The 25,274-nt window shown below is 36.8% G+C and carries 31 protein-coding genes; 16 read left to right on the top strand and 15 right to left on the bottom strand.

Annotated elements, in window-relative coordinates; translation table 11 throughout:
- The 16 genes from EK17_RS04085 to dxs all read left to right on the top strand — a co-directional run bounded on the left by EK17_RS04085 (position 1) and on the right by dxs (position 13,070).
- Positions 1–441 (top strand): universal stress protein, encoded by a 441-nt coding sequence (locus tag EK17_RS04085; protein ID WP_035587713.1) that lies wholly within the window; start codon positions 1–3, stop codon positions 439–441.
- Between the two features lie 69 nt (positions 442–510).
- Positions 511–927, top strand: a complete 417-nt coding sequence (locus EK17_RS08975; protein ID WP_051904414.1) for an ATP synthase F0 subunit B — start codon at positions 511–513, stop codon at positions 925–927.
- Positions 928–935: 8 nt separating this feature from the next.
- On the top strand, positions 936–1,475 hold the full coding sequence (locus EK17_RS04095) for a F0F1 ATP synthase subunit B family protein (RefSeq protein WP_035587717.1): 540 nt from the start codon (positions 936–938) through the stop codon (positions 1,473–1,475).
- The gene (gene atpH / locus EK17_RS04100) at positions 1,472–2,011 is read left to right on the top strand and encodes an ATP synthase F1 subunit delta (protein WP_035587720.1); all 540 of its coding nucleotides are present in this window, start codon (positions 1,472–1,474) and stop codon (positions 2,009–2,011) included. Before EK17_RS04095 ends, atpH begins: the two co-directional genes overlap by 4 nt.
- 12 nt (positions 2,012–2,023) lie before the next feature.
- Entirely contained in the window at positions 2,024–3,532 is a 1,509-nt protein-coding gene (gene atpA / locus EK17_RS04105; protein ID WP_035587723.1) for a F0F1 ATP synthase subunit alpha, read from the top strand.
- A gap of 14 nt (positions 3,533–3,546) precedes the next feature.
- Positions 3,547–4,419 carry an ATP synthase F1 subunit gamma gene (atpG, locus tag EK17_RS04110; RefSeq protein WP_035587726.1) on the top strand — a complete coding sequence of 291 codons (873 nt, stop codon included), beginning with the start codon at positions 3,547–3,549 and terminating at the stop codon, positions 4,417–4,419.
- Between the two features lie 22 nt (positions 4,420–4,441).
- Positions 4,442–5,845, top strand: coding sequence for a F0F1 ATP synthase subunit beta (atpD, locus tag EK17_RS04115; RefSeq protein WP_035587729.1), 1,404 nt, complete (start codon positions 4,442–4,444; stop codon positions 5,843–5,845).
- 11 nt (positions 5,846–5,856) lie between these two features.
- Positions 5,857–6,261 (top strand): ATP synthase F1 subunit epsilon, encoded by a 405-nt coding sequence (gene atpC, locus EK17_RS08980; protein WP_051904415.1) that lies wholly within the window; start codon positions 5,857–5,859, stop codon positions 6,259–6,261.
- Positions 6,258–6,836 (top strand): MotA/TolQ/ExbB proton channel family protein, encoded by a 579-nt coding sequence (locus tag EK17_RS08985; protein ID WP_051904416.1) that lies wholly within the window; start codon positions 6,258–6,260, stop codon positions 6,834–6,836. Before atpC ends, EK17_RS08985 begins: the two co-directional genes overlap by 4 nt.
- The gene (locus EK17_RS04130; protein WP_035587732.1) at positions 6,836–7,213 is read left to right on the top strand and encodes an ExbD/TolR family protein; all 378 of its coding nucleotides are present in this window, start codon (positions 6,836–6,838) and stop codon (positions 7,211–7,213) included. Before EK17_RS08985 ends, EK17_RS04130 begins: the two co-directional genes overlap by 1 nt.
- The gene (locus tag EK17_RS04135) at positions 7,210–7,989 is read left to right on the top strand and encodes a TonB family protein (RefSeq protein WP_035587734.1); all 780 of its coding nucleotides are present in this window, start codon (positions 7,210–7,212) and stop codon (positions 7,987–7,989) included. Before EK17_RS04130 ends, EK17_RS04135 begins: the two co-directional genes overlap by 4 nt.
- A 1-nt stretch (position 7,990) precedes the next feature.
- Positions 7,991–9,256, top strand: coding sequence for a PD40 domain-containing protein (locus EK17_RS04140; RefSeq protein WP_035587736.1), 1,266 nt, complete (start codon positions 7,991–7,993; stop codon positions 9,254–9,256).
- Positions 9,257–9,266: 10 nt separating this feature from the next.
- On the top strand, positions 9,267–9,836 hold the full coding sequence (locus EK17_RS04145) for an OmpA family protein (RefSeq protein WP_035587738.1): 570 nt from the start codon (positions 9,267–9,269) through the stop codon (positions 9,834–9,836).
- Positions 9,837–9,851: 15 nt separating this feature from the next.
- A complete protein-coding gene (locus EK17_RS04150; protein ID WP_035587740.1) occupies positions 9,852–10,388 on the top strand; it encodes a peptidoglycan-associated lipoprotein in 537 nt (178 codons plus the stop codon).
- A 12-nt stretch (positions 10,389–10,400) separates the two neighbouring features.
- The gene (gene ybgF, locus EK17_RS04155) at positions 10,401–11,198 is read left to right on the top strand and encodes a tol-pal system protein YbgF (protein ID WP_035587742.1); all 798 of its coding nucleotides are present in this window, start codon (positions 10,401–10,403) and stop codon (positions 11,196–11,198) included.
- Entirely contained in the window at positions 11,199–13,070 is a 1,872-nt protein-coding gene (dxs, locus tag EK17_RS04160; RefSeq protein ID WP_035587744.1) for a 1-deoxy-D-xylulose-5-phosphate synthase, read from the top strand.
- Here dxs and EK17_RS04165 read toward each other — a convergent pair.
- The 15 genes from EK17_RS04165 to EK17_RS04235 are packed head-to-tail and all read right to left on the bottom strand — an operon-like array spanning position 13,022 to position 25,272.
- Positions 13,022–13,699: a tRNA1(Val) (adenine(37)-N6)-methyltransferase gene (locus EK17_RS04165; RefSeq protein WP_035587746.1), complete on the bottom strand. Its 678-nt coding sequence runs from the start codon at positions 13,697–13,699 to the stop codon at positions 13,022–13,024. The two genes, dxs and EK17_RS04165, sit on opposite strands and share 49 nt — an antisense overlap.
- Positions 13,700–13,735: 36 nt before the next feature.
- On the bottom strand, positions 13,736–14,650 hold the full coding sequence (gene lpxC / locus EK17_RS04170) for a UDP-3-O-acyl-N-acetylglucosamine deacetylase (RefSeq protein ID WP_035587748.1): 915 nt from the start codon (positions 14,648–14,650) through the stop codon (positions 13,736–13,738).
- A gap of 13 nt (positions 14,651–14,663) precedes the next feature.
- Entirely contained in the window at positions 14,664–15,779 is a 1,116-nt protein-coding gene (gene carA / locus EK17_RS04175) for a glutamine-hydrolyzing carbamoyl-phosphate synthase small subunit (RefSeq protein WP_035587750.1), read from the bottom strand.
- Entirely contained in the window at positions 15,776–16,054 is a 279-nt protein-coding gene (locus EK17_RS09525; RefSeq protein WP_035587752.1) for a DUF507 family protein, read from the bottom strand. The genes carA and EK17_RS09525 overlap by 4 nt, the downstream gene beginning before the upstream one ends.
- Complete coding sequence (locus EK17_RS09530; RefSeq protein ID WP_035587754.1) at positions 16,051–16,332, bottom strand: DUF507 family protein; 282 nt, start codon at positions 16,330–16,332, stop codon at positions 16,051–16,053. Before EK17_RS09530 ends, EK17_RS09525 begins: the two co-directional genes overlap by 4 nt.
- A 39-nt stretch (positions 16,333–16,371) precedes the next feature.
- Positions 16,372–16,959, bottom strand: a complete 588-nt coding sequence (gene plsY, locus EK17_RS04190) for a glycerol-3-phosphate 1-O-acyltransferase PlsY (RefSeq protein ID WP_035587756.1) — start codon at positions 16,957–16,959, stop codon at positions 16,372–16,374.
- A 1-nt stretch (position 16,960) separates the two neighbouring features.
- Entirely contained in the window at positions 16,961–18,088 is a 1,128-nt protein-coding gene (gene ftsZ / locus EK17_RS04195) for a cell division protein FtsZ (protein ID WP_035587758.1), read from the bottom strand.
- Between the two features lie 12 nt (positions 18,089–18,100).
- Positions 18,101–19,363 (bottom strand): cell division protein FtsA, encoded by a 1,263-nt coding sequence (ftsA, locus tag EK17_RS04200; protein ID WP_051904417.1) that lies wholly within the window; start codon positions 19,361–19,363, stop codon positions 18,101–18,103.
- Positions 19,360–20,151, bottom strand: a complete 792-nt coding sequence (locus EK17_RS04205; RefSeq protein WP_035587761.1) for a cell division protein FtsQ/DivIB — start codon at positions 20,149–20,151, stop codon at positions 19,360–19,362. The genes ftsA and EK17_RS04205 overlap by 4 nt, the downstream gene beginning before the upstream one ends.
- Positions 20,145–21,032, bottom strand: a complete 888-nt coding sequence (locus EK17_RS04210; RefSeq protein ID WP_035587763.1) for a D-alanine--D-alanine ligase family protein — start codon at positions 21,030–21,032, stop codon at positions 20,145–20,147. Before EK17_RS04210 ends, EK17_RS04205 begins: the two co-directional genes overlap by 7 nt.
- Positions 21,029–21,829, bottom strand: coding sequence for a UDP-N-acetylmuramate dehydrogenase (gene murB, locus EK17_RS04215; RefSeq protein WP_035587765.1), 801 nt, complete (start codon positions 21,827–21,829; stop codon positions 21,029–21,031). Before murB ends, EK17_RS04210 begins: the two co-directional genes overlap by 4 nt.
- Positions 21,813–23,189 carry a UDP-N-acetylmuramate--L-alanine ligase gene (gene murC / locus EK17_RS04220; protein ID WP_035587767.1) on the bottom strand — a complete coding sequence of 459 codons (1,377 nt, stop codon included), beginning with the start codon at positions 23,187–23,189 and terminating at the stop codon, positions 21,813–21,815. Before murC ends, murB begins: the two co-directional genes overlap by 17 nt.
- A complete protein-coding gene (locus EK17_RS04225; RefSeq protein ID WP_035587770.1) occupies positions 23,183–23,734 on the bottom strand; it encodes a beta/alpha barrel domain-containing protein in 552 nt (183 codons plus the stop codon). The genes murC and EK17_RS04225 overlap by 7 nt, the downstream gene beginning before the upstream one ends.
- Positions 23,703–24,494 (bottom strand): prolipoprotein diacylglyceryl transferase, encoded by a 792-nt coding sequence (gene lgt / locus EK17_RS04230; RefSeq protein WP_035587772.1) that lies wholly within the window; start codon positions 24,492–24,494, stop codon positions 23,703–23,705. Before lgt ends, EK17_RS04225 begins: the two co-directional genes overlap by 32 nt.
- On the bottom strand, positions 24,478–25,272 hold the full coding sequence (locus tag EK17_RS04235; RefSeq protein ID WP_035587775.1) for an SPOR domain-containing protein: 795 nt from the start codon (positions 25,270–25,272) through the stop codon (positions 24,478–24,480). The genes lgt and EK17_RS04235 overlap by 17 nt, the downstream gene beginning before the upstream one ends.
- Positions 25,273–25,274 lie beyond the last annotated feature (2 nt).

Here is a 25,274-nt window from a genome sequence, read left to right on the forward strand (position 1 = left end):
ATGGATTATGGTATTGTTGTTGTTGCAAAAGGCTCTGAAGTTGGTTTGAAAGCTGCAAAAGAGGCAGTCAAAATAGCAAAAGATAAAAACTATAAGGAGATATATCTGCTCTTTGTGAATGATCCTAATTTCTATTCGGGTGAGGGTATTTCTGTTGGCAAAGATGATGTATCTGAAAGTCTGAAGCACATAGGCGATGCAGTAATAAGTAAGTTAACCGATTATATAAAAAAGGAAGATCAAGATTTAGAGGTTAGAAGCATTATACTGTATGGAGCAACTGCAGAAGAGATTGTGAAATTTTTGCAGGTAAACAAAGTAGATGTATTTATAATACCAAAAGATAAACGAGGGCCTATTGAAAGATCTATAGTTGGTGGAGATATAGAACCGTTTTATAAAGAGATTGCAAAACTAACTAATTGTGTTGTTGTTGGGTAAATTGAGTTGACATCAATTTAGGCTTATGGTATTTTAAGCCGAAAATTTTACACAGGTTGGAGGGAAAACATGATAAACATCGACTACACTCTCTTTCTGCAGATGGCTGCGTTTCTTATTTTAATGTTATTACTCAATGTAATTCTGTACAAGCCTTTACTTAAAACTATCAAAGAGAGATTTAATAGGATAGAGACGCTGAGAAGCGAAGCTGAGCGACTTAAAAGTGAGGCTTTAAAATATGAGGAGGAATATAATTCAAGATTGACAATGACTGAGGAGGATGCAAAAAAGAAATACAATAACGCTATTCTTTCAGCTATGAAGGAAAGGGATGAAAAGATTTTTGAGCAGAAAAAACAGGCTGCAGCTGAGATTGGTGCATTTGAGGATGAGGTAAAAAAACAGATAGATATAGAAATAAATGCCTCAAAGGATTTTGCTATAGAGATAGCAAATAAGATTTATAAGCAGCTTTTTGGGTAGGAGGTGGTATGTTTAAGTTTATTTTGTCTTTGATGTTTGTTTTTGTCCCTGTTTTGGTATTTGGAGCTGATGAAAGCGGCATTGAGCCCAATATGGGCTGGAGAATGATAAACTTTGCTATTTTTGTTGTGGTTTTATGGTATTTTTTAAGGAAGCCTATTGTAAACTACTTTAAGGGTCGCAGGGAGAGTATTGTAAACGAACTCAAAGAGGCAGAATCTCTAAAAGAGGAAGCAGAAAAGCTTTTAAAAGAAGCTGAAGAAAAGATCAACTCTCTGGAGGAGGAGCTTAAAAAGATCATTGAAACCTTCGAATCGATGGCAGAAAGCGAAAAACAGCAGATTTTTAAGGAACTTGAGGAAACACTTGCAAGGATCAAAGCCTCTATAGAGGAGGAGAAAAACTCAATCTTATCCAGAGCAAAGCTTGAGCTTTTAAGGAAAATGAGCAAGGATGCCATAGAAAATCTCAAAAGAAAAATTGCTCAGCTCTCTGAGAATGAGCATAGAAAAATCAATGAGAAATTTATAAGGAGCCTGCAACAATGATAGATAGAAAGGTTTCTATAAGATACGCAAAGGCTTTGATTGAGTTATGCGATGAAAAAAAACTAAACCTTGATGATGTTGTAAAAGAGTTGTTGCAACTTAAAGGGTATTTTGAAGCAAACCCCGAGGTGCTTGAATACCTTTCAGCTTATGTCGTTGGTCTGGATAAGAGGTTTGAGGTTATTGATCAGCTAAGTGACGATGATCTTTTGAGGAATTTTATGAAATATCTTATTAGAAAAGGTAGATTTAAATTTATTCCTCAGATTATTGAGATTTTTAGCGACCTTGTAGATGAGAAATTAAATAGGGTTAAAGCTGTAGTAAAGAGTGCTGTTGAACTAACAGAGGAAGAAAAACAGCAGTTATCTTCATCTCTTACAAATAAACTAAATAAAGATGTTGAGTTTACCTTTGAGGTGGATTCATCCATTATGGGCGGGATAATTGTTAAGGTTAAAGATGTTGTTTATGATGGCAGTATAAAAACATATCTTGCCAATTTAGAACAGAGATTAATGAAACTTTCATTTTAAAAGGAGGGGTAGATGCAGATTAAGGCCAGCGAAGTTAGCGAGGTTATTAAAAAAGAGATCGAGAGCACTAAAGAATTTATCGATATAAGCGAAACAGGAACCGTTTTAAGTGTTGGTGATGGTATTGCAAGGGTTTATGGTTTAACAAAGGTTATGGCAAATGAGCTTGTTCAGTTTGAAAGTGGCGTAATGGGTATGGCGTTGAACCTTGAAGAGGATAATGTTGGTGTCGTTGTTCTTGGTGATGATAAAGACATCAAAGAGGGTGATACGGTAAAAAGGACAAAAAGAATTTCACAGGTGCCGGTTGGCGAGGCTTTAGTTGGCAGGGTTGTTAATGCACTTGGAGAGCCTATTGATGGAAAGGGTCCTATTGAAAGTGAGCATCATAGAAGAATTGAGATAAAGGCACCCGGTATTGTTCAAAGGCAATCGGTTAAAGAACCGCTTCAGACGGGAATTAAAGCTATAGATGCAATGATTCCTATCGGAAGAGGTCAGAGGGAGTTGATTATTGGTGATAGGCAGATCGGTAAAACCCAGATCGCCCTTGATACAATTATCAATCAAAAAGATACGGATGTTTACTGTATTTATGTTGCTATTGGACAAAAACGCTCAACTGTTGCACGAATATATAAACAGCTTGAAGAGGCTGGTGCTATGGAATATACAACGATTGTTGCAGCAACGGCATCCGATCCGGCACCACTGCAGTATATTGCACCGTATGCTGGCGTTACGATGGGTGAATATTTTAGAGATAACGGTATGCATGCGTTAATCATATACGATGACCTGACAAAGCACGCCCAGGCTTATAGGCAGGTTTCACTGCTTCTAAGAAGACCACCTGGCAGGGAAGCATATCCAGGAGATGTTTTTTATCTTCACTCTCGATTACTTGAAAGGGCTGCAAAACTATCAGATGAACTGGGTGGTGGTTCATTAACCGCGTTGCCTATCATTGAAACGCAGGCAGGCGATGTCTCAGCCTACATTCCTACAAATGTCATCTCCATTACAGACGGTCAGATTTACCTTGAAGGAGACCTATTTTACGCAGGTATAAGACCTGCTGTTAATGCGGGTATATCTGTTTCGAGGGTTGGTGGTGCAGCCCAGATCAAGGCTATGAAACAGGTTGCAGGAATGTTGAGGCTTGCACTTGCCCAGTATAGAGAACTTGCAGCTTTTGCGCAATTTGGTAGCGACCTTGATAAGGTTACTCAGCAGCAGCTAAACAGGGGTGCAAGGCTTACAGAGATTCTAAAGCAGCCCCCATTTTCTCCACTGCCTGTTGAGAAGCAGATTTTGATTATCTATGCAGGAAACAATGGATATCTTGATGATATAGCAGTTGAGCATGTTCAGAAGTTTGAGCAGGAGCTTTACAAGTTTGTTGAGGCAAAATACCCTGATATCTTGCCAGAGATTAAAGAAAAGAAGAAGATTGATGATGATTTGAAATCCAAAATGGACAGGGCGTTAGAGGAATTCAAAAAGGTTTTTAAACCTTAAGAAGGAGAGCGTCTATGGCTTTAAGCATGAGGGATATTAAACGCAAAATAGGCAGTATTCAAAAAACGCAACAGATAACCAAAGCAATGAAGATGGTTGCTGCTGCAAAATTAAGAAAAACACAGGAAGCTGCTCTTGAGTTCAGGCCTTATAGAAATAAGTTAGAGCAGATGATAGCATCGCTTGTGGATTCTACATCACATCAGGAGAATAAACTTTTGAGATTTAGTGATGTAGAAAATGTGGATTTAATTGTAATTACATCCGATAGGGGATTGTGTGGTGCATTTAACCACAATGTTTTGAAGGAAACAGAGAATTTTATTAAAACTAAATTTTCCAATAAAAAGGTCAATCTTACGCTCATAGGGAGATTTGCGATAAATTATTTCAAATTTAGAGGTATTCAGCCACGATACGCATATAGTGATATTTTGAAGGATAGGGTTGATTATAGTTATGTTAACGAAATTATGGATAAGATTATTGCTGACTTTAAGGATGAGAAAAGCGATGAGGTTTATATAGTTTACAACCGATTTGTTAATGTGCTTGTTCAAAAGGTAACAATAAAAAAGGTGTTGCCGGTAATGATTGGTGATAAAGTGCCAGCTCAGCAGCAGATGGTTGAAAAATTTACATACGAGCCGGATAAAGAAACCGTTTTAAACGAACTTTTGCCCAAATATGTTAAGATGGAACTCTACGGCAGTATGCTTGAGTCTTTAGCCGGTGAGTATGCGGCAAGAATGACTGCTATGGATGCTGCCACGAACAACGCAGCAGAAATGATTAAAGGTTTAACATTGCAGTTTAATAAGGCCAGGCAGGCATCAATTACAAAAGAACTTATAGAGATAACCACAAGTATTGAGGCTATGAAATAACAAAAAAAGAAGGAGTTTGCTTATGGAAAAAGGAAAAATCGTTCAGGTTATAGGCCCAGTAGTGGATGTTGAGTTTGAAACAGGTGAATTGCCACCTATATATACGGCTTTAAGAATTAAGAAAGAGGATATTGAGGGTGCTACAGCTGATTTGATTTTAGAGGTTCAGCAGCATCTCGGGGAAAGAAGGGTAAGAACCGTTGCAATGGATTCTACTGATGGTCTTGTAAGGGGAACGGAAGTTGAAAATACAGGCAACTACATAACAACACCTGTTGGAGAGCCCGTGCTTGGAAGGATCATGAATGTTGTTGGTGAGCCTGTTGATGAAATGGGTCCTATAAATAGTGATGTTAGATGGCCGATTCACAGAGATGCCCCATCCCTTGAGGAACAATCAACAACCAGTGAAATGTTTGAAACAGGCATTAAAGTTATTGATCTTTTGTGTCCTTATGCAAAGGGTGGAAAAACAGGTTTATTTGGTGGTGCAGGTGTTGGTAAAACGGTTTTGATTATGGAGTTGATTCATAATGTTGCAATGCACCACGGTGGATATTCGGTGTTCTGTGGTGTTGGTGAACGAACAAGAGAGGGTAATGACCTGTGGAACGAAATGAAGGAATCAGGCGTTTTAGATAAGGCTGCTTTGATCTATGGCCAGATGAATGAGCCACCCGGTGCAAGGGCAAGGGTTGGTTTGACAGGGCTTACTGTGGCTGAGTATTTTAGAGATGAAAAACACCTCGATGTGTTGGTGTTTATAGATAATATCTTCAGGTTTACGCAGGCTGGTAGTGAGGTTTCTGCTTTGCTTGGAAGGATTCCATCTGCTGTTGGTTATCAACCAACATTAGGTACGGATATGGGTGAGCTTCAGGAAAGGATTACCTCCACAAAGAAAGGTTCAATTACATCGGTTCAGGCTATATATGTTCCAGCTGACGACTTAACAGACCCTGCACCTGCCACAACATTCTCCCATCTTGATGCAACAACGGTTCTTTCAAGAAAATTGGCAGAGCTTGGAATCTATCCTGCAGTTGATCCCCTTGATTCAACATCAAGAATCCTTGACCCTGCGGTTGTTGGCAAAGACCATTATGAAACGGCAAGGAAGGTTCAGGAGATATTGCAGAGATATAAAGAGCTTCAGGACATTATTGCAATTCTTGGTATGGAAGAGTTAAGTGAAGAGGATAAAATTATTGTTGCAAGGGCAAGAAAGATTCAGAGATTCCTGTCTCAGCCGTTCTTTGTTGCAGAGCAGTTTACAGGCATGAGCGGTAAGTATGTTCCCATTGAGGAGACAATTAGAGGATTTATGGAGATAATAGAGGGTAAACATGATGATTTGCCCGAGCAGGCGTTTTACATGGTTGGCACGATAGATGAAGCTATAGAAAAAGCCAAGACGCTTGTTTAAAGGAGGTTTCAGTGCCACAGATTAATTGCAGTATAGTAACGCCTTCAAAGAAGTATTTTGAAGGGGATGTATATGGTGTAAAAGCGCCGGGTATAGTTGGTGAATTTGAAACACTGCCCGGCCATGAAAGCTTTGTCAGTGTTCTTGATGTGGGTATTGTTGAGATAGAGTTAGATGAAAATAGCGAAAAGATTAAATTTGTTATAGTGGGTGGATATTTTGAAATATCGGAAGATAGGGTATTTGTTATTGCCGATGAGGTTTATTCAAAAGATGATATAGATGTTGATGATGCCAGAAAAAAATTGGATAAATACAGAAGCGAGTTAAACGGTTTGAGTTTTGATAGTGCTGAATATGAGCGCATAAAGCGTATTGTAAAAAAGTATGAAGCAATGGTTGAGTTTGCATCATGAGCGGATATAACTATTTTGGTTTTTACCATATAGGTTCAATTGCCATTGTTGTTTTAATTATACTGGCAGTAATGAGCATATTTTCATGGGCGTTTATGTTCTACAAATGGATCCAGCTTAGAGGTGTGGATAAAAGGAATCGACTGTTTATATCGAAGTATACAGAATCCAAAGATAAAGAAACACTCGAAGGATTGGCAAAGGCAACCGAATCAATTGCAGGCAATCTTTACACACTTTCAAAACAGTCGCATGCGCAGGCAAAGACATTTTTAGAGATGATAAAGAAAGAACTGGAAGGGGGTTTTGCTTGGCTTGCATCTGTTGGAGCAACAGCCCCCTTTGTTGGTCTTTTTGGTACAGTTTGGGGTATTATAAATGCATTTAATAGTATTGGAATGGTTCAAAGCGTAACAATAGCAACGGTAGCGCCCGGTATTTCTGAGGCCTTGGTTACAACAGCAGCGGGCATTTTTGTTGCTGTTCCTGCAGTTGTTGGCTACAATATTCTTAATACCCGCCTATCTTTAATAATAGAGGAACTGGAAGGTTTTTTAGAGGCTTTAAAAGGATAATGAAAAACAAAGCTTTTAGCTATATAAATATAACGCCGCTTGTTGATGTAATGCTTGTATTGCTTGTTATTTTTATGGTTACTACGCCGATGCTTGTTAAGGGAATAAAGGTTAACCTACCTAAGACCCATTCTGGTGCAACAAAGATAGAGAAAAAAGATATAATTATCTCGATCGATAAAAACGGTAATTTTTATGTAGATAAAGTTAAAATTACTCCTGATGCTTTGAAAGATTACTTAAAAGCCCACCGTGGAAAAACCGTTATTATCAAATCCGACAAAAGAGTGGAATATGGTGTTGTGGTAAAACTTATTGATATTGTGAAGTCTGTTGGCATTATCAGGGTAGGGCTTGCCACACAACCCAAACAATGAAGCTAATCAGCATTATCTTTTCAGTTCTGCTCCATCTACTTTTCATTGCTGTTTTATTTCAAATACTTTCTTCTCATAAGATTATCCAGTCAAAACCCAAGGTTTACACGGTTGAGCTTTTAAAAATGGAGTCAAAACCTAAACCCAAAACCCAACCCCAACCAAGAAAGCAAAAAACAGTGCTAAAAAAGACTATCAAAGTCAATTTTAATAAACCCAAACCAAAAAAGCAAAAAACTATTAAGCTACCAGAAAAACCCAGAAAATCAAAAAAAGAAATTAAAAAAGTAAGAGTAAAGAAAAAGGTTACAAAAAAATTGGTTAAAAAAATTAAAAAGAAACCCAATATAGAGGAAAAGATTCGTTTAATGAAAGAGAAAATTATGGTGGAGCAGTTAAGGGAAAAACTTTTAAAGGAAAAGATTAAAATGCTAAAGGAAAAGGTATACTCTCAAGAAGAAGCCCAGAAAATATTTAAGCAAAAGTTGGCAAGCAGTTATCTTTCTGTGATAGAGGGTGTTATTTATAAAAACTGGGGTGTAGAAAAAACTATTATTGAAAATAAAGTTTTTATTACAAAAGTTGATATTAAACTTGATTCTAAGGGAAATTTGATTAACATATCGATTATGAAAAGCTCTGGAAACGCTTATTTTGATGGCACATGTATTGATGCAATTAAGCAATCTGCGCCGTTTTTGCCACCTCCAAAGGAGATCCTTACAGGGGGTGTTGTAGAATTTATAATAACCTTTGATAGCAGGGAGCAGGAGTAATATGAAAAAAATAATTGGCGTCATGATTATGCTATTTATCTTTGTTTCTTTTTGCAATGCGGCAACATTTGAGATAAGTATATCCAATCCACAGAATAAGCCTATCAAGATTGCTTTGTGGGGTTTTACTAAAAATACTCCAAAGGATATATCGCGACATATTCTTTATACAGTTAAAAGGGATTTAAAGCTTTCCGGTTTGTTTGTTTGGGATCAAACCCAGCATTTTTCATATGAGGCCCCGTATGATGTCGTATCGGGATTAGCAAGGCTTGATAGACTTGATTATGCAATCTATGGAGATGCTTTTAAGAAAGGTGATTCTATATATGTCAATGTTAAAATGTTAGATGTTTTAAAAAATCAGGTAATAGATGATAATACTTATGTAACCAACATATATTCACTTGATTGGCTTGCTAATAAAATAGTAGATAAGTTGATTGGGTATATTACGGGTATTTATGGGCCGTTTGAAAGTAAAATAGCTTTTGCGTTGAACAAGAAAGGTGTAAGTGACATCTATTTGTGCGATTTTAATGGAGAAAATGTTGTGAGAATAACAAATTGGCATACCTTTAACATTTTACCCAAATGGGTGTCAACCGATGAGATAACATTTCTTTCCTATCGTTACGGTAAGCCAGCATTGTTTTTATTTAATGTCTTTAATGGTGACCTTATAAAGTTGTTTTCTAAATCCAATCTCTCTATTTCGGCTGTTAGATTTAAAAATTATTTTGCTATTCCATTTAATAGATTTGGCAGTGTTAATATTTTTGCAGTTAATAGAAAGGGGAGGATAATTGAAAAATTAACAAACAATCCGAGTATTAATGTGTCTCCATCCTTTACACCCGATTTTTCGAAGATGGTTTTTGTTTCAAATAGAGATGGTTCACCTCAAATATATATAAAAGATCTGACAACTAATCAGTCGCCACAGCGTTTAACATTTGATGGTAAGTATAACTCAAGTCCAGCTGTTTCACCCGACGGTAAAAAGATAGCATACATATCACTAAAAAACGGCATGACATATCTAAAGGTGATGAATATAGATGGGAGCAATGATAGAATAGTTATGGAAGGCTCTAATCTTGATTCACCTTCGTGGGCGTATGATTCAAGGTATATTGCAGTTAGTGGGCGAGTGGGAAGCATAAATGTTATTTATATTGTTAACACCATTAATTCTAACTATTCTATTGCAATGAAAACCCCGTTCATATATAATGGATTGAGCGTTAGCTCTAAATTGCAGTAGAGGTGTTGTGATGAAAAGAATAGTTTACGGTTTAATCATTTTTATGGTGTTGATATTTGTAAGCAGTTGTTCTTCGACAAAGTATGTTAAAAAGACTCAAACAGGGCAGGGCAACAGTGAGGTAAGTGCACCCAAGCCGCAGCAGACAACATTAAAGTATCCATCAGTAAATGTAATCGGCAAAAACCAGGTGAGCTTTGAAAAGATAAAGAAACAGTTTGAAGCAGTGGCATCGGATATCCATTTTAAATTCAATAGTTATGCAATTGAGCCGATTCATCAGTATGGAATAGATGAAAACCCACATCAAATACTTGATAGAATTGCAAATTTTTTAAAAACACATCCAGAAGTACGCATTAGAATTGAGGGTAACTGTGATGAGAGGGGAACTATAGAATACAACCTTGCGTTGGGTGAAAAAAGGGCTCTTGCGGCAAAGAACTATCTTGTGCTTCTTGGAATAGACCCCAAAAGGATTGAAGTAGTTTCATACGGAGAAAGCAAACCCGTTGATCCAGCTCATAACGAATATGCATGGGCAAAAAACAGAAGAGATCATTTTGTAATTTTAAAATAAGATGGAGGTGAAGTGATGTTAAAAAGGGCAGGAATTGTAGTTGGTTCTGTTGTTGGTGTTGCATTGATTACTACAGGTTGTATGTGTTCTCACAAAGGTGTTAAAACGCCACCCAAGAAAGTAGTGGTTGAGCAACCTGCAACCACAAACGCCCCTGCAACCACGGGTTCAGCTACACAAACTGAAATTTCAAAAATATTCCAGGATATACATTTCAACTTTGATAAGTATAACTTAACCTACATTGATAAGTGGGGCATTAAGCAGAATGTGCCTGCAGTGCTTGACAAAATAGCTAAGTATATGATTAAGCATCCAAATATCAAAATCAGAATTGAAGGTAATTGCGATGAAAGGGGAACAGTAGAGTACAACCTTGCATTGGGTGAAAAAAGGGCTTTAGCTGCAAAAGAGTATCTTGTATCCAAAGGCGTGAGTCCAAATAGAATCACGATTATTTCATACGGTGAAAGTAGACCTATCGATCCAGCCCATAACGAATATGCATGGGCAAAAAACAGAAGAGACCACTTTGTAATTATTTCAAAATAAGCTGGTGGAGCGATGAAAAAGCTATTGTTATTCTTTCTTGTTGGAGTGGCGATTTTATGCACTAACGCTTATGCACAGGAAAACCCCTATGCTATAACTACTCAGGTTATAAAAAATGAACAGACTATAAAGCTTTTGCAAAAACAGCAGGCAGACCTATACTTAAAACTTGAGGATTTGCTGGTTAAATACGGAGAGATAAAGGGTCAGCTTGATGATTTAAAACACAGAATCGATATGATCAACAACCAGCTAAATCAGTTGTTGCTTAAGAAGCCTTTAACTAATAATAAGCCACAGGTTAAGATTCCTGAAAATCAAACTCCGCCCTCTATGCCTTTGCCGCCAAACAAACCTACTGTTAATCAGCAACCTGCTGGTAATCTGAAACCTAATTTGCCTAAACCGCAATTAAAACCACAACAGAAACCGCAACTTGAACCTGATAAGATGGCATTTAATAATGCCGTGGAGTTGTTTAAGCAGAAGCAATACGATAAAGCGATAGAGGCTTTTAAGTCATTCCAACAGAAATTTAAAGATTCTAAGCTTGTAGGAGATATATATTTCTATTTAGGTGAATGTTATTTTGCAAAGAAGCAGTATGATAGGGCGATTATCAACTACGATTATCTTGTAAATACCTATCCACATAATAAATGGGTTAAAACGGCTCTATTCAAAGAAGGTGTGTCTTTTATAAAGATGGGTGATAAGATTGACGGGAGATATCTCCTTAAAAAAGTTATTCAGCAGTATCCCAGCTCAACTGAGGCTCAAAAAGCAAAAAAAATACTGGGTGGCAAATAGGTGTTGCTTGAAAGTGTAAATTATCCTGATGATCTGCGCAAATTATCTGTAGATGAGCTTAAGGTTTTAGCTACAGAAATTAGAGATTTTATTATTAAAACGGTATCAAAAACGGGGGGGCATCTTGCCTCCTCTTTGGGTGCTGTTGAGCTTACGCTTGCCCTTCATTATGTTTTTGATACACCAAAGGATAAACTTGTCTGGGATGTTGGTCATCAAACCTATGCTCATAAGATTATAACCGGCCGTAAGGATAGATTTCATACTTTAAGGCAGTACGGCGGTATTAGTGGATTCCCAAAAGTAGAGGAAAGTATTTACGATACCTTTAATGTGGGTCATGCAGGAACATCAATTTCTGCAGCCCTGGGTATGGCGCTTGCAAGAGACCTTGCAAAAAGTCAGGAAAATATAATTGCAATAATTGGAGATGGATCTCTATCATGTGGTATCGCCTATGAAGGTCTGGATAATGCCGGGTATATAGATACGGATCTTATTGTGGTGGTTAACGATAATAATATGTCTATTTCCCCATCTTTAGGTTCCATATCTGCATATCTGTCAAAAAAGATGAGTGGTCCTGTTTACAATAAACTCAGAGATGAGATTGAAAAGCTTATAACCACACTGCCTCTTCCTCATGAACCTGCATTGAAACTTGCCAGAAAGATTGAGGAGTCAATGAAGTTTTTCTCGCCCGGTCTTTTGTTTGAGGAACTGGGTTTTAAATACTTTGGACCGCTTGATGGTCATAAACTGGAAGACCTTATAAAGATTTTTAATAATGTTAAGAAGATAAAGGGGTCGATTGTTGTCCATGTTGTAACAAAAAAGGGAAAGGGTTATAAACCTGCCGAAGAAAACCCATCGTTGTTTCATGGGATAGGAAAGTTTGATATAGAAAGCGGAAAGCCTCTTAAAAGCACTAAAAATAAATCATGTTCGTCGATTTTTGGGGATAAAGTTGTAGATTTAATGTCTAAAAACCCCAATGTTGTTGCTATTACAGCAGCTATGCTTATAGGAACAGGGTTGCAGAAGGCTAAAGATATTTATCCAGATAGGGTTTTTGATGTTGGAATTGCAGAGCAGCATGCAACAACTATGGCAGGTGGCCTTGCCATGAAGGGTTATAAGCCTATAGTGGCGATTTATTCAACATTTCTGCAGAGGGCATACGATCAGATTATTCACGATATAGCTCTTCAAAAACTTCCCGTTGTATTTGCAATCGATAGGGCTGGTATTGTTGGTGATGATGGCGAAACGCATCAGGGCGTTTTTGATATATCCTACTTAAGATGTGTGCCTAATATGGTTATATCAGCTCCAAAAGACCCAAAAGAGCTTGAGCAGCTGCTTGAGTTTGCTACTAAATATGAGGATGGGCCTTTTGCCATAAGGTATCCAAGAGGTTTTTGTGAAGAGTTTGATGAAAAATTTGTGCTTGATAGAATAGAGATTGGCAGATGGCAGAAACTGACAGATGGTAAGGATTTAGCTATTTTGGGTGTAGGTAATTGTGTAAAAACCGCCCTGAATGTATCTGAAAAACTCAAACAGAAGGATATATCAAGTAGTGTATTTAACGCTCTGTTTATCAAGCCTATGGATGAGGATGTTTTAAGAAGCTTGAGTAGTTATAAGGCTGTAATAACAATAGAGGAAAATGTTGCAATAGGTGGTTTTGGTGAAGGTGTTGCAAAATTCCTTTTTGAAAACGGTATAAATGTGAGTTTCAGACAATTTGCGCTACCTGATGTCTTTATAGAGCATGGTTCCCAGGATATTTTGAGGCAAAAGTATAACTTAGGTGTTGACTACATAACAAGCCAATCTGAATCCCTGCTTATAAATAAAGGCTCATAGATCTGTGTATTATCCTTTCCAGAAAGCTTACTGTGTATTATAAAGCAGCAGGCCTTTTTGTCAAAATCTCCATATATCGGTTGGATGTATTGTATACCAAAATTGTGATTTTTAAGAATCTGCAAAAGTTCAACCATCCTTGATGGGTGAAATGATAACAACAGAGTGCCTTTATTTTTCAAAGCCCGTTTAGCATGCTTAATAATATCTTCTATTTCAATTTGAGTGGAAAATTTTTCGCTGCTATAGCGCTTAGAAAATCTATAACCTTGAGTTGTAAAATAAGGCGGATTTGATACAAAAATATCTATCGAATTTGTTTTAATTGACTCTATATCATCTATAATGACATTGTTAATATCATTAAGAGTTAGATTTTTTTTTATTATATCTTTAAAGTTTTTGTTCTGTTCAATGGCAAAAATTGTTGATAATGGAAGCTTCGTTGCAATAAGAATCGCAATAATACCGCAGCCACTTCCAAAATCTACGATTTTTTTCTTATCATTTTTGTGGTTTATAATATGCGTTAAGCTATGTGCTAATATGAAGGGCTCAATGGAAAACCGATAACCATTTTTTGGTTGATATATTTTGAATGTTTTAAAGGTATGGAGTTCTAAATCCATAAAGGGGTCTATTAACTTTGGTTCCGATAAGTTACATTATGTTAACTTTTGTTTATACTCCAGATTTGCCCAAACCGCAGCGGCTATCTTTTTTTCCATGTATGGATTGCCAACAATCTCATAGCTATCTTTATCCGCCATCATTTTTCTTATCAATTTGTTGTTTAATTCATGTCCGGATTTATAGGCAAGATAGCGTGCTTTTAAATCGTATCCTAAAATAGATAGATCTCCTATAGCATCCAAAACCTTATGTCTGACAAACTCGTTTTCATATCTCAAGGGGTCTTCGTTTATTATGCCGTATTCATCCACAACAATTGCATTATCAAGGCTTCCACCCAGTGCCAGATTATGCGATTGTAAATATTCTATATCCTTTAGCAAACCAAATGTCCTTGCCTTACTGATTTCCTTTATGAATGTTTTTTCGTTTATCTCTAAAGCGATCTTCTGTTTTCCTATGAACATATTGTCAAAATGAATTGAGTAGTGAATTTCAAAATTCCTTGACGGTATCAGTGCTACAAACTTACCTTTTTCCTTGATTGTTATAGGTTTCTTTATAATTATCTCCTTTTTATACGCATCCTGCTCTATAATGCCTGCTGTTTTTATGAGATATACCCATGGGGCTGCTGAGCCATCCATGATCGGGACTTCATCTCCCCATACCTTTATTAAAACATTGTCTATATGCAGACCGTATAAAGTTGCAAGTAGATGTTCGACCGTTTTTATGTATACATTATTTTTGCCGATAGTTGTTGCAAGTGTTGTGTCTATAACATTTTCTTGATTGATTTCTATAAAAACATCCCTATCTGCTCGATGAAACACAATGCCGTGGTTTTCTGGTGCGGGAATAAGTTCTATCTCTACCCTTTTTCCTGTATGAAGGCCTATGCCTGATGCTTTTATTGCCTCTTTTAAGGTTCTTTGTTTTCTCACTGTTTACTCCTTTTTAGGAATTATTGACCATTTCTGCAAATTTCTCAAAAATGTATTCTGCATCGTGTGGACCGGGGGATGCTTCAGGATGATACTGAACTGACATAATAGGCAGTTCTTTATGCATAAAGCCTTCCACACTTCCGTCATTTAGGTTTTTATATGTTATTTTAAAGCCTTTTTCAAGCGAATCTTTCTCATCTGCTGCATAATTATGATTTTGAGCTGTAACAAATATATCGCCACTTTCCAGATCCTCAACAGGATGATTACCACCATGATGGCCAAACTTCATCTTGTAGATTTTGATATTGAATGCCCTGGCTATGATTTGATGACCAAAACATATTCCAAATGTTGGATATCGCTCAATAATTTTTCTGTATTCCTTTATCCATGTCTCATCCAACCCCCTTGGATCGCCCGGTCCATTGGATAAAAACACCGCATCCGGATTAAATTCCTCTATCTGCTGATATTTGGTGTATGCCCCAAATACATATACATCAAATCCAACCTCGCATTGATATCTTAATATATTGCGTTTTACACCAAAATCTATTACAGCTACTCTTTTGTTCTCCACTATCTGTTTGATTTTTCTTTTTTCAAATCCAAACCTGAATAGCTTTTCTTTGAATTGATAGGGTTTGTCGGTTGTTACAAACTTAACCAGATCCCTTCCGACAATTTCAAACTCATCGATCATCTGTTTGAGTTTTTCCGGGTCTTGTGTTGTAATTCCACCTATCATGGAGCCTCTGTTTCGCAGTATCTTGGTTAATTTTCTTGTATCTATATTTTCTATTCCAATGATATTGTTTCTTTTTAAAAATTCATCTAAGCTCTCTTTTCCCCTAAAGTTTGATACGATTCTTGATGCCTCTTTTACCACAAATCCTTCGACAAACGGTTTGATGGATTCATTGTCATCCATGTTGAATCCATAATTGCCAATCTGAGGATATGTCATTGTTACTATCTGGCCTTTGTAGGATGGATCGGTTAAAATCTCCTGATAGCCGCTCATGGCTGTATTGAATACAACCTCACCCACTATACTACCTTCTGCTCCAATAGATATACCTTCAAAGATTTCACCGTTTTCAAGCATCAGGATAGCTTTCATTTAAGCAACCTTTTACTCATTTCTTCTTCATAGGTTTTGTTGAAGGCTATCTCCCACTCCATACTGCCTGGAATGAGTTTTTTGCTGCGTTTATTGAGACTTTCAATCACCTTTTCGTAAACCTCATCTTCAAGAGCAAAATATTTCTCTATTGTTTCTGCTATCGCCTCTGTAGCCAATTTATCGGTAGATATAATCTCAATAACACCCTCCTCTGTAGCTTGCTTGAGAATTTTTTTCGATAGATACCTGATTCGTGCGCTACTATACCTCATAGCAAAAAACCTTCCTGTTTTGCTACTTTTTTCTTTGCCATAGCAAAAAGTCTTGAGGAATCGGCGCCTTCTTTTTCTATTTCGGTTGAATATTGTTTGAGGAGTTCCTTTGTTTTTGCGTCTATCTCTCTTTCTTTATCTGCATCAGCCTGCAATATATCTCTAACGATTGATTTTAGAATCGATATATCTTTGTTTAGCTTGACATGCCCGCTTCTTATCAGGTTTGCTGTTATCTTATCGGCTAATAATTCAACTTCCCTTTTTCTTAATGCCATAACCAACCCCGCTTTTTATACAAGATTCTTTAAAAAAACTCAAATTTTTATCCTGTGCTCCTCTTTTTTTATCAATCTTGCTATGTTTTCCTTATGCCTGTAAAACATCAATAGAAGTAAAATTATAAATAAAACTTTATTAACAGTTGCTATTTTTCCTGCAATAGCAATAATTGTTGTGATGGTAAATGAAAGCAAAGCAGCAAGTGATGAGTATTTGGATGTTAAAAGAATCGCTATCCATATAGCCATACCAACTAAAGCAGCAAGCGGATACAAAAGAAGCACAACACCGTATGTGGTTGCGACGCCTTTGCCACCTTTAAACTTCAAAAATATACTGAAATCATGACCAACTACAGCAGAAAAACCAGCCACTACTCCCATATAGGTATGGTTGGGAAAAAGACCGCTAAAGATCGCTACAGCTGCCAAGCCTTTAAGTAGATCAAATAAAAGCGTTAAAAAACCTTCTGTTTTCCCTACAACGCGATAAACATTGGTTGCTCCAATATTACCGCTGCCTTTTGAGCGAATATCAACACCTTTTAGCTTTGCAATTATCCATCCAAACGGAATACTGCCCAATAAATATGAAATTAATGCCGCTAAAAGGTACTCCTTCAAGTTATTCTGTCCTCTGTTTTCTTATAAATGCCGGAATATCCACCTCGTCTTCTATTGGAATAGATGTTTCTTTTTTGATTTCCTTCAGCGTATTTGCATCCAGTTTTCTATTGTAAAAGTTTCTGTTTATTGTTGTTCTTGGTTTTGCTTTATCACTGAAACCTGTCGCTATGATGGTTATTCTTACCTTTTCTCCCATGCTTTCATCAAGAACAAAGCCATGTTTAAACAGTGCCTTTTCATTCATGTTGTTTTGGATAATTGTGGTTGCTTCATTGAACTCTTCAAGACCAAAGTTTTTGCCAGCCGTTATGTTCATTAAAATCCCTTTTGCTCCTTTGATAGAGGTATTCTCTAATAGTGGGTTTGATATTGCCATCTCTGTTGCGCGTTTAACCCTGTTTTCTGAGCCGTCGGAGGATGCCTCACCTATGCCCATTAAAGCCACACCCTTTTCTTTCATAACAGAGACAACATCAGCAAAGTCTATGTTCATAATGATCTGAGTGCTGGGCTCTTTGTAGATCAACTCCACAATACTTTGAACCGCCTGCCTTAGTATATCATCTGCCCTTTTGAATGCATCAAGTAGCGTTAAGTTTTTATAGATGTCCATGAGTTTCTGATTAGGGATTATGATTATACTATCAACAACCTCTTTTAATTCTTTTATGCCGTCTAAGGCTATTTCCATTTTCTGTTTGCCTTCCATCTCAAACGGCTTTGTAACAACACCGATTGTTAAAGCACCCTTTTCTTTGGCAACTTTGGCTATAACAGGGGATGCGCCAGTGCCTGTTCCTCCTCCCATTCCTGCTGCAATAAATACCATATCGGCACCGTCTAAAACCTGCTCTATCTCATCAATACTTTCTTCTGCTGCCTTTTTGCCTTTTTCTGGGTCACTGCCTGCTCCCAATCCACGGGTTAGTTTTTTGCCTAACTGTAGTTTGGTTGGCGCCAGTGATATGTTTAAGGCCTGAATATCTGTGTTAGCACTTATAAATTCAACATTCTTTATACCATAGGTTATCATGTTGTTAACGGCATTGCTGCCTCCACCACCTACACCCACTACCTTTATAACAGCACCTTCAGAATAATTTTCTTTTTGAGCGTTTTTTGCCATTTTTTCCTCCGATTAAAACATTTCTTTGACCCAGTTTTTCATCTTGGTCAAAATTACAGAAAATAGATTATTTCCGTCGGCTACCTTTTTTGAGTCGATGTTTAAGAACTGTTCATTTTCTTCCATTTTATTAAAACCATACAACACCAGACCAACACCTGTTGCATACATAGGATTATCAACAGCATCCTTTAAACCAACAATTCCGTAGGGTTTACCGAGTCTAACAGGTAGTTCAAATATGGCAGATGCAAGCTCTAATGCTCCCTGCATTAAAGCCGAGCCGCCAGTTAAAACAATACCTCCTGCAAGCAGATCCATTAAACCCATTTTGGAAAGTTCATCCTTAACGAGGGAGTATATCTCCTCCATTCTTGGCTCAATGATTTCGCTTAACAATCTTCTTGGTATTTCCCGTGTTTTTTTATCACCAATTCCAGGAATCTGAACAACTTCATCGCTATCCACCATCTCGGTTAATGCACATCCGTACTTTTTCTTTATCTCTTCAACCTCTTTGAAGGATGGAATTCTTAAACCAATTGCTATATCGTTTGTTACATGGTCACCACCGATTGCAATAACCGATGAGTGTTTTATTGCGTTTGATGCAAATACAGCTACATCTGTTGTTCCACCACCGATATCTATCAAACCAACGCCAAGATCTTTTTCTTCCGGTCTCAATACAGAGTAACTTGAAGCAATGGGTTGCAAAACTATATCCTGAACCTTTAATCCACTTTTTGTGCAGCATTTTACGATATTTTGCACATTGGTGACCGAAGCTGTAACGATATGTACTCTAACCTCAAGGCGTGTGCCGTTCATGCCCCGAGGGTCCTTTATACCACTTTGGTCATCCACTACAAATTCTTGAGGTATAATATGTATAATCTCTTTATCCGGTGGTATAACAACCGCTTTTGCTGCATCTATGACCCTTCTAATATCGGATTCTGAAACCTCCAAGTTTTTTATAGCCACAACGCCGCTTGAATTGTAAGACCTGATGTGACCGCCAGCAATGCCTGTTATAACGCTGTCGATTTTTACACCGCTCATTCTCTCTGCGTAGGCAATTGCCCTTTTGATTGATAGTACAGCCTCATCAATATTTATAACGACACCTTTTTTTAACCCCTTTGATGGAGTTTGTCCAATGCCTATGATCTTTACATCTCCCTCAGGGGTCTTTTTACCCACTATTGCACAAACCTTTGTTGTGCCGATATCTAATCCAACAATAATATCGCTGTTTACCACCTCACTCACTTCTTTACTCCTTTTTTCCACTTCAGAACAAATTTATTTTCAAAACAGATACTTACTTCTTTGAGTTTACTGGCAAGTGAATTAAGATATGAAATTTTCTCCTTTAGATGTTTTATGGCTCTATCGGGGCAATCAAAACTGTTTATACTCACTGTCAGGCCACCTTTAAAGTGCACCAATTGATAACTTTGCGACACTACTTCAATATAATTTATTTTTTCTACATTGTCTAATTTTTTATACATCCGAAGAACATTTTTTAAAAGATCTTGTGATTTTAAAAACCTGTTATCTTTTAAAATTATAGTGTATAGATTTTCTGGTAGGTGTAGATTTTTGGAATATGAAGATATAATACTGCCGTTTGAATCTATTATGTAAGTCGATTTAGATGTTTTAACAATTGCCTTGGGTTTTTTCTCAGTTATGTTAACAATAATTGTATCTGGATAAACAACGCTGACACTTGCTGAGCTGATCCAGGGATTTGTTATGAGTTTCATATAGATTTTTTGTGGTGAGTAATTGTTTATATTGTTTAAGTTGGGATTTAGAATCGCTGAAACTATTGAATTTCTATCGATCACATGGTTTCCGTTGATATCGATGTATTTAAGTATAGCATATCTATTTGATAATTGTTTGTATCCATAAACGACTACTGCAAAAATTCCCACTACAAAAAGCACAGAAGTAATGAGCTTTGCTATAAAAACAATAAAATCCAGTTTATGTCTGTTTGTTGAGGTTTTACTGGTTTTTTTATCGATATCTTTTAAATCTAACATGCCGCCTCAACAAGCATTTTTGTTAACTTCTCAAAGCTAATACCTTTAGCTAAAGCTGCTTTGGGAAGCAGGCTTGTCTGGGTCATGCCCGGTATGGTGTTAATTTCAAGAACATATGGTATGTTATTCTCAAGTATTATGTCAACCCTTGCATAACTATTGCAACCTATCGCTTTATATGCGTTATAGGCTATCGTTTGAACCAGGTTTTCTATCTTTTGAGGTAGTTGGGATGGTATTATATATTCTGTAGCACCTTTTGTATATTTATGATGGTAATCGTAAAAACCGTTTTTTGGTTTTATCCAGATAACAGGCAGAACAGTATCGCCAATGATGCCTACTGTTAACTCCTTGCCGCTTAGCTTTTTTTCGGCTATTAGTGGATGGTGGTTTTTTAGAAGTTTTTCTGCAACTGCTTTAGCTTCTTTTTTGTTTTCTGCAAACTCAACGCCCACAGATGATCCTTCGTTATTGGGTTTGATACAGACAGGATAAAAGTCGATATCCTCTATATCTTCAGGCTTTTTTATCAACTTAAACATAGCAGTTGGAATATTAAAAGCCTTAAGAATCGATTTTGTTGCAAATTTATCCATTGCAAGGCTGCTTTGAGCAAAACCACAGCCTGTGTATTTGATTTTTAACATATCCAGTGTTGCCTGCAGCTGGCCGTTTTCACCAAACCCTCCATGGAGTGCTATAAACACAATATTCGGTTTTGAGTTCATTATTTTTTCTATGCAGTCACTCTCATCTTTACATTCAAGACAATAAACATCGCTGTATGATGCAGCTAAAGCGTTATAAACAGCTTCACCTGTTTTAAGCGAAACCTCCCTTTCGGATGAATTGCCTCCGCAAATAACCGCTATTTTCATATAAACACCACCTCTTCTGTTAGTTCAATCGAAAATGTTTTAAATACCCTCTCTTTTGCAAGCTCAACAAGATACAGTATATCGTAGGTGTTTGTGATCTGACTACCGATTATAAAATTTGCATGTTTATGGGAAATAGCCGCTGTATTTTTTCTAAAGCCTTTCAAGCCCACCTGCTCTATATACCAGCCAGCATAACCATCTGTTGGATTTTTGAATACACTGCCAAATGTAAATGACAGATGCGCTTTTGTTAGTCTTTTTTTTAGTATTTCAATTACTTTATCTTTTACGCTATTTGAGTTTTTTAAGTTAAATGCAGCTTCTATAATTACACCGTCTATTGAGCTTTTTCTGTATGAAAACTCTATTTCGCTTTTGTCTAAAATCTTTATCGATTTATCACTACTATCAAATATTTTGACATATCTTAGTATATCGGAGATCTCTTTTTCAAATGCACCTGCATTTGATTTTATTATTCCGCCTACTGTTGCTGGAACTCCTGATAAAAACTCAAGCCCTCCTAATGAGTGTTTTATACAATAAAGGATAAGACTTTTAAGCGGTGTTACAGCACCAACAACAAGCTCTTCTTTGTTTTGTTTGATATAGTTGAATTGATCAGCAAGTTTAAATACTTTATTGTTTTTGATTATCAATATATTGCTTCCTCCGCCTATAACAGGGGCGTCTATAAAATTTAACTCATCTTCCTTTTCTATATAAACAACATCAACTATCCCATCCTGATGTATGGTTGTTAAATTTCTTTTTGCTTCAGTTGTTTTTCTCATTAACAAGCTGCCTGATAATACTGCTTACACTGCCTGCACCCAGTGCTATAGCTACACCTGCCTCGTCGATCTGTTCAAGATGTCTTTTGAGTAAATCTATGTTGTTTATATATACTGCATTTGATGATACACGGTTTATTTTTTCAGTTAAAATAGATGAACTTATACCTTCGATTGGCTGTTCACTTGCAGGATAAATATCCAAAACAAAAACCCTTTTTGCCTCTTTAAAACTTTTAGCAAAATCATCCATAAGATAAGCTGTGCGTGAGAAACGATGCGGTTGAAAAATGGCATAAACATTTTTGTTCAACAGCTTGGCTGCTTTAAGCGTTGTTTTTATTTCTGTTGGGTGATGTGCGTAGTCATCGTAGACTTCAAGGTTGTTGTATTTGCCGATGTAGGTAAAGCGTCTATCAACGCCTTTAAACTCCTCAAAAGTTTGCTTGATTATCTCTTCCTTTATGTTTAATAGTTCAGCTACACCTATCACGGCAAGCGCATTTGATATGTTGTGATAGCCTATAATGCCAAGTGAGATGTTTTCTATGTTTTTTGTGGGCGTTTTAACACTGAATATTGAGTTGTTTTTGTTGAGTTTTATATCATAGGCGTAAATATCGGCCTTTTTTGTTTTTGTGCTGTATGTAATCAGCTGATTATCTGAGTTATTGCGATTTTTGTATGTTTTGATTATCGGGTCATCTATATTTACCACGCAATATTTAGAGTTACTGATAAAATCAAAAAATGCCAATTTTTCGTTTTCAAAATTACCATAAAAGCTTAAATGGTCGTTATCTATATTTGTGACTATTCCAATATACGGCATCAAAAGCAAAAATCCACCATCGCTTTCGTCTGCCTCAACGATTAAATAATCACTTGAGCCTATAATCACATTGTTATTAATGTTTCTTAGTTTGCCACCTATAATTGCTGTGGGGTTTATACCTGCGTTGTTTAGAAGTGAAGCGCACAGTGAGGTTGTGGTCGTTTTACCGTGTGAGCCTGCCACTGCAATCGATTTTGATTGATTTACCAAAAAAGCTAAAAGTTGATAGCGTTTAATGACTAAAATACTGTTTCTCTCTGCCTGAATTACCTCTATATTGTTGTTTTTGATAGCGCTTGAGACGACAACAAGGTCAACATCATTTTCGATGTTTTGCAGTGAATGACCAAAATAAACCTTTACGCCCTGCCTGATAAGATTCTCCACATAGGAGTTTTTTTCAAGGTCAGAGCCTGTGATTGTATAGCCTTTTGATAGAAAGTATTGAGCCAGTGAGCTCATACCCACTCCGCCGATACCCACAAAATGGATTTTTCTTGCCTTTTTTATAAATTCACTTAGCATTTTGATATGTAACCTTCCCTGCTTTGTTTTAGTTTTACTAAACCGTTCTTGTTGAATTGTGTTATGGCAGCTTTTAGTTCTATCGAGTTAATCTTTTCAAGATCCAGTTCGTTTTCTATAATCGGTATGGGCAACATACCCATAGAATCACACATAAATATAAAAGTTTCTGTGAGTTTTTTTGTCAAGTGGCTGATAGGAAAGATAATGCCGTCAAAACCATAGATTCTATGCAGATATACCTGATACTCCTCAACAAGTATATCTTTAACAGCAACATTAAGCTTAGGATTTAGCTGTTTTGCAAAGCCCACATTGTCAAATTCAGCTGTGTAGGGCATCTTTATTGCATCGACGAAAACCAAATCTTCCTGAGCATCTATTATCTGTTCTAATTGTAGGGGTTTTAATGGTTGACTATTCTTTAGTTTTGAAAAAATATCCCTGGGCTCTTCAAACAACATATTCAATCCCATCTCCAAAACATGAGGAGGAATTTCCTGTTTTTTTTGTCTAACCCAAATTTTCTTTTGTTCTATTTCCATTTTTCCACCTTATAAATAGTTCTATTGATCCTGTTATTATCATAATTAAGCACAGCCATTGTCCCATGGTTAGGCCGTATATAAAACCTATTTGGGGGTCAGGTTGTCTGGTAAATTCAATAAAAAATCTGAAAAAACCGTAGAGAAATACAAATAGCCAGAATAAAACACCTTCTTTTTTTATGAGTTTGTCCCTGTTAAAATAAAGGATGAAAAATAATACAAGACCCTCAAAGATAGCCTCGTAGATTTGGGAGGGATGGCGGGGTATGTAGCCTCCGTTGGGAAATGCAACAGCCCACGGCAGATTTGTTGGTCTACCCCACAGTTCATCGTTTATAAAATTTGCAATTCTTCCAAAGAAAAGACCTATGGGTACTATTACAACCACTTCATCGGCAATTTTATAAAAACTTATGTTGTATTTTTTTGCAAGTAGAATACCTGCAATAATTGTGCCGATTAAGCCTCCGTGAAAACTCATGCCTCCTTTCCATATCTCAAAAGCCTCTATGGGATGGTGTATGTAATAAGGAAGATTGTAAATTAATACATAGCCTATTCTTCCGCCTAATATAACGCCCAATACGCCATAAAGCAGTGCATCATCTACAAAACCTTTGAGTTTAAACGCACTAAATCGCTTCAATAAATACAGATAACCGACAATAAAACCTGTTGCGTATGCAACACCATACCAACGTATATGTATTCCTTTGTAGCTAAAGATATTCGGGTTTATATCAGGGTACTTTATCATACCGCTTAATTATTGGCAGATATCCAAGATGGAGTTGTCTTTTGATATTTTCTGCCTCATCTTTTGCTGCTTCGTAACCTTTAATCGGACCTACATATACTCTCGTATATTTTTTACCCTTTATTTCAATCTCTTTTGTATAGGCTTTGTGGCCGCATTTTCTTAACTTAAGAACCGTTGCAATGGCAAATTTTCTGTTGGAGTTGGATGAGACCTGCAGTATGTATTTTCTTGTTGTGGTTTTATGCTTTTTAACCTTTGAATGCCTTGTTGCGATATAATGCTTCGCATGAGATGTTTTTTTGGTTGTTAATTTGGGTTTGTGTGTAGATGCAGGTTTTGTCTGTAGTTTGGGTTTTTGAGTTGTTTTTTTGTAAGGATTGATAATTTCAGGACCCTGCGTTTGTTTTTGTGTTTGAGTGGTAATTTGTGCCTGCTGCGTTTCTGTATTATTGCCAACCACAGCTTGCTGCTCTTGTTGGGGTGGTGTAGTTTGATTTTGATTTGGTTGGTTTTCTTTGTTGTTGATTTCTGGTTGTGGTAAAGGAGCCTGTTTGGGTGTTTGAGCTAACTGAATATTTTGCTGTTCATTTATCGGCTGGGTTTGATATTCTATAGGTGTTGGTGGCGGCAAGATTAATTTAAATATCGCATATCCTGCTCCAACACCAATTATGAGTACCACCACAATACCAACAATTATCTCAGCTGTTGAAAACTTTTTGCTATGTCCTTCCAGTATCTCCTTTATTTTGTCTTTGTTCTCAGGATCAGCCATTT

Origin of the sequence: Hippea jasoniae (assembly GCF_000744435.1) — a bacterium.
Lineage (GTDB): Bacteria > Campylobacterota_A > Desulfurellia > Desulfurellales > Hippeaceae > Hippea > Hippea jasoniae.

Bases quoted from the DNA above. Each gene is read 5' to 3' on its own strand.
- EK17_RS04145 (WP_035587738.1), top strand. From the start codon at position 9,267: ATGAAAAGAATAGTTTACGGTTTAATCATTTTTATGGTGTTGATATTT.
- EK17_RS08975 (WP_051904414.1), top strand. From the start codon at position 511: ATGATAAACATCGACTACACTCTCTTTCTGCAGATGGCTGCGTTTCTT.
- EK17_RS04225 (WP_035587770.1), bottom strand. From the start codon at position 23,734: ATGGAAATAGAACAAAAGAAAATTTGGGTTAGACAAAAAAAACAGGAA.
- EK17_RS04205 (WP_035587761.1), bottom strand. From the start codon at position 20,151: ATGTTAGATTTAAAAGATATCGATAAAAAAACCAGTAAAACCTCAACA.
- EK17_RS04235 (WP_035587775.1), bottom strand. From the start codon at position 25,272: ATGGCTGATCCTGAGAACAAAGACAAAATAAAGGAGATACTGGAAGGA.
- EK17_RS04085 (WP_035587713.1), top strand. From the start codon at position 1: ATGGATTATGGTATTGTTGTTGTTGCAAAAGGCTCTGAAGTTGGTTTG.
- EK17_RS08985 (WP_051904416.1), top strand. From the start codon at position 6,258: ATGAGCGGATATAACTATTTTGGTTTTTACCATATAGGTTCAATTGCC.
- EK17_RS04135 (WP_035587734.1), top strand. From the start codon at position 7,210: ATGAAGCTAATCAGCATTATCTTTTCAGTTCTGCTCCATCTACTTTTC.
- EK17_RS04130 (WP_035587732.1), top strand. From the start codon at position 6,836: ATGAAAAACAAAGCTTTTAGCTATATAAATATAACGCCGCTTGTTGAT.
- ybgF (WP_035587742.1), top strand. From the start codon at position 10,401: ATGAAAAAGCTATTGTTATTCTTTCTTGTTGGAGTGGCGATTTTATGC.
- atpG (WP_035587726.1), top strand. From the start codon at position 3,547: ATGGCTTTAAGCATGAGGGATATTAAACGCAAAATAGGCAGTATTCAA.
- lgt (WP_035587772.1), bottom strand. From the start codon at position 24,494: ATGATAAAGTACCCTGATATAAACCCGAATATCTTTAGCTACAAAGGA.
- atpA (WP_035587723.1), top strand. From the start codon at position 2,024: ATGCAGATTAAGGCCAGCGAAGTTAGCGAGGTTATTAAAAAAGAGATC.
- carA (WP_035587750.1), bottom strand. From the start codon at position 15,779: ATGAAAGCTATCCTGATGCTTGAAAACGGTGAAATCTTTGAAGGTATA.
- EK17_RS04140 (WP_035587736.1), top strand. From the start codon at position 7,991: ATGAAAAAAATAATTGGCGTCATGATTATGCTATTTATCTTTGTTTCT.
- EK17_RS04165 (WP_035587746.1), bottom strand. From the start codon at position 13,699: ATGGATTTAGAACTCCATACCTTTAAAACATTCAAAATATATCAACCA.
- EK17_RS04210 (WP_035587763.1), bottom strand. From the start codon at position 21,032: ATGAAAATAGCGGTTATTTGCGGAGGCAATTCATCCGAAAGGGAGGTT.
- EK17_RS04150 (WP_035587740.1), top strand. From the start codon at position 9,852: ATGTTAAAAAGGGCAGGAATTGTAGTTGGTTCTGTTGTTGGTGTTGCA.
- atpH (WP_035587720.1), top strand. From the start codon at position 1,472: ATGATAGATAGAAAGGTTTCTATAAGATACGCAAAGGCTTTGATTGAG.
- atpD (WP_035587729.1), top strand. From the start codon at position 4,442: ATGGAAAAAGGAAAAATCGTTCAGGTTATAGGCCCAGTAGTGGATGTT.
- murC (WP_035587767.1), bottom strand. From the start codon at position 23,189: ATGCTAAGTGAATTTATAAAAAAGGCAAGAAAAATCCATTTTGTGGGT.
- ftsZ (WP_035587758.1), bottom strand. From the start codon at position 18,088: ATGGCAAAAAACGCTCAAAAAGAAAATTATTCTGAAGGTGCTGTTATA.
- EK17_RS04095 (WP_035587717.1), top strand. From the start codon at position 936: ATGTTTAAGTTTATTTTGTCTTTGATGTTTGTTTTTGTCCCTGTTTTG.
- murB (WP_035587765.1), bottom strand. From the start codon at position 21,829: ATGAGAAAAACAACTGAAGCAAAAAGAAATTTAACAACCATACATCAG.
- EK17_RS09525 (WP_035587752.1), bottom strand. From the start codon at position 16,054: ATGAGGTATAGTAGCGCACGAATCAGGTATCTATCGAAAAAAATTCTC.
- EK17_RS09530 (WP_035587754.1), bottom strand. From the start codon at position 16,332: ATGGCATTAAGAAAAAGGGAAGTTGAATTATTAGCCGATAAGATAACA.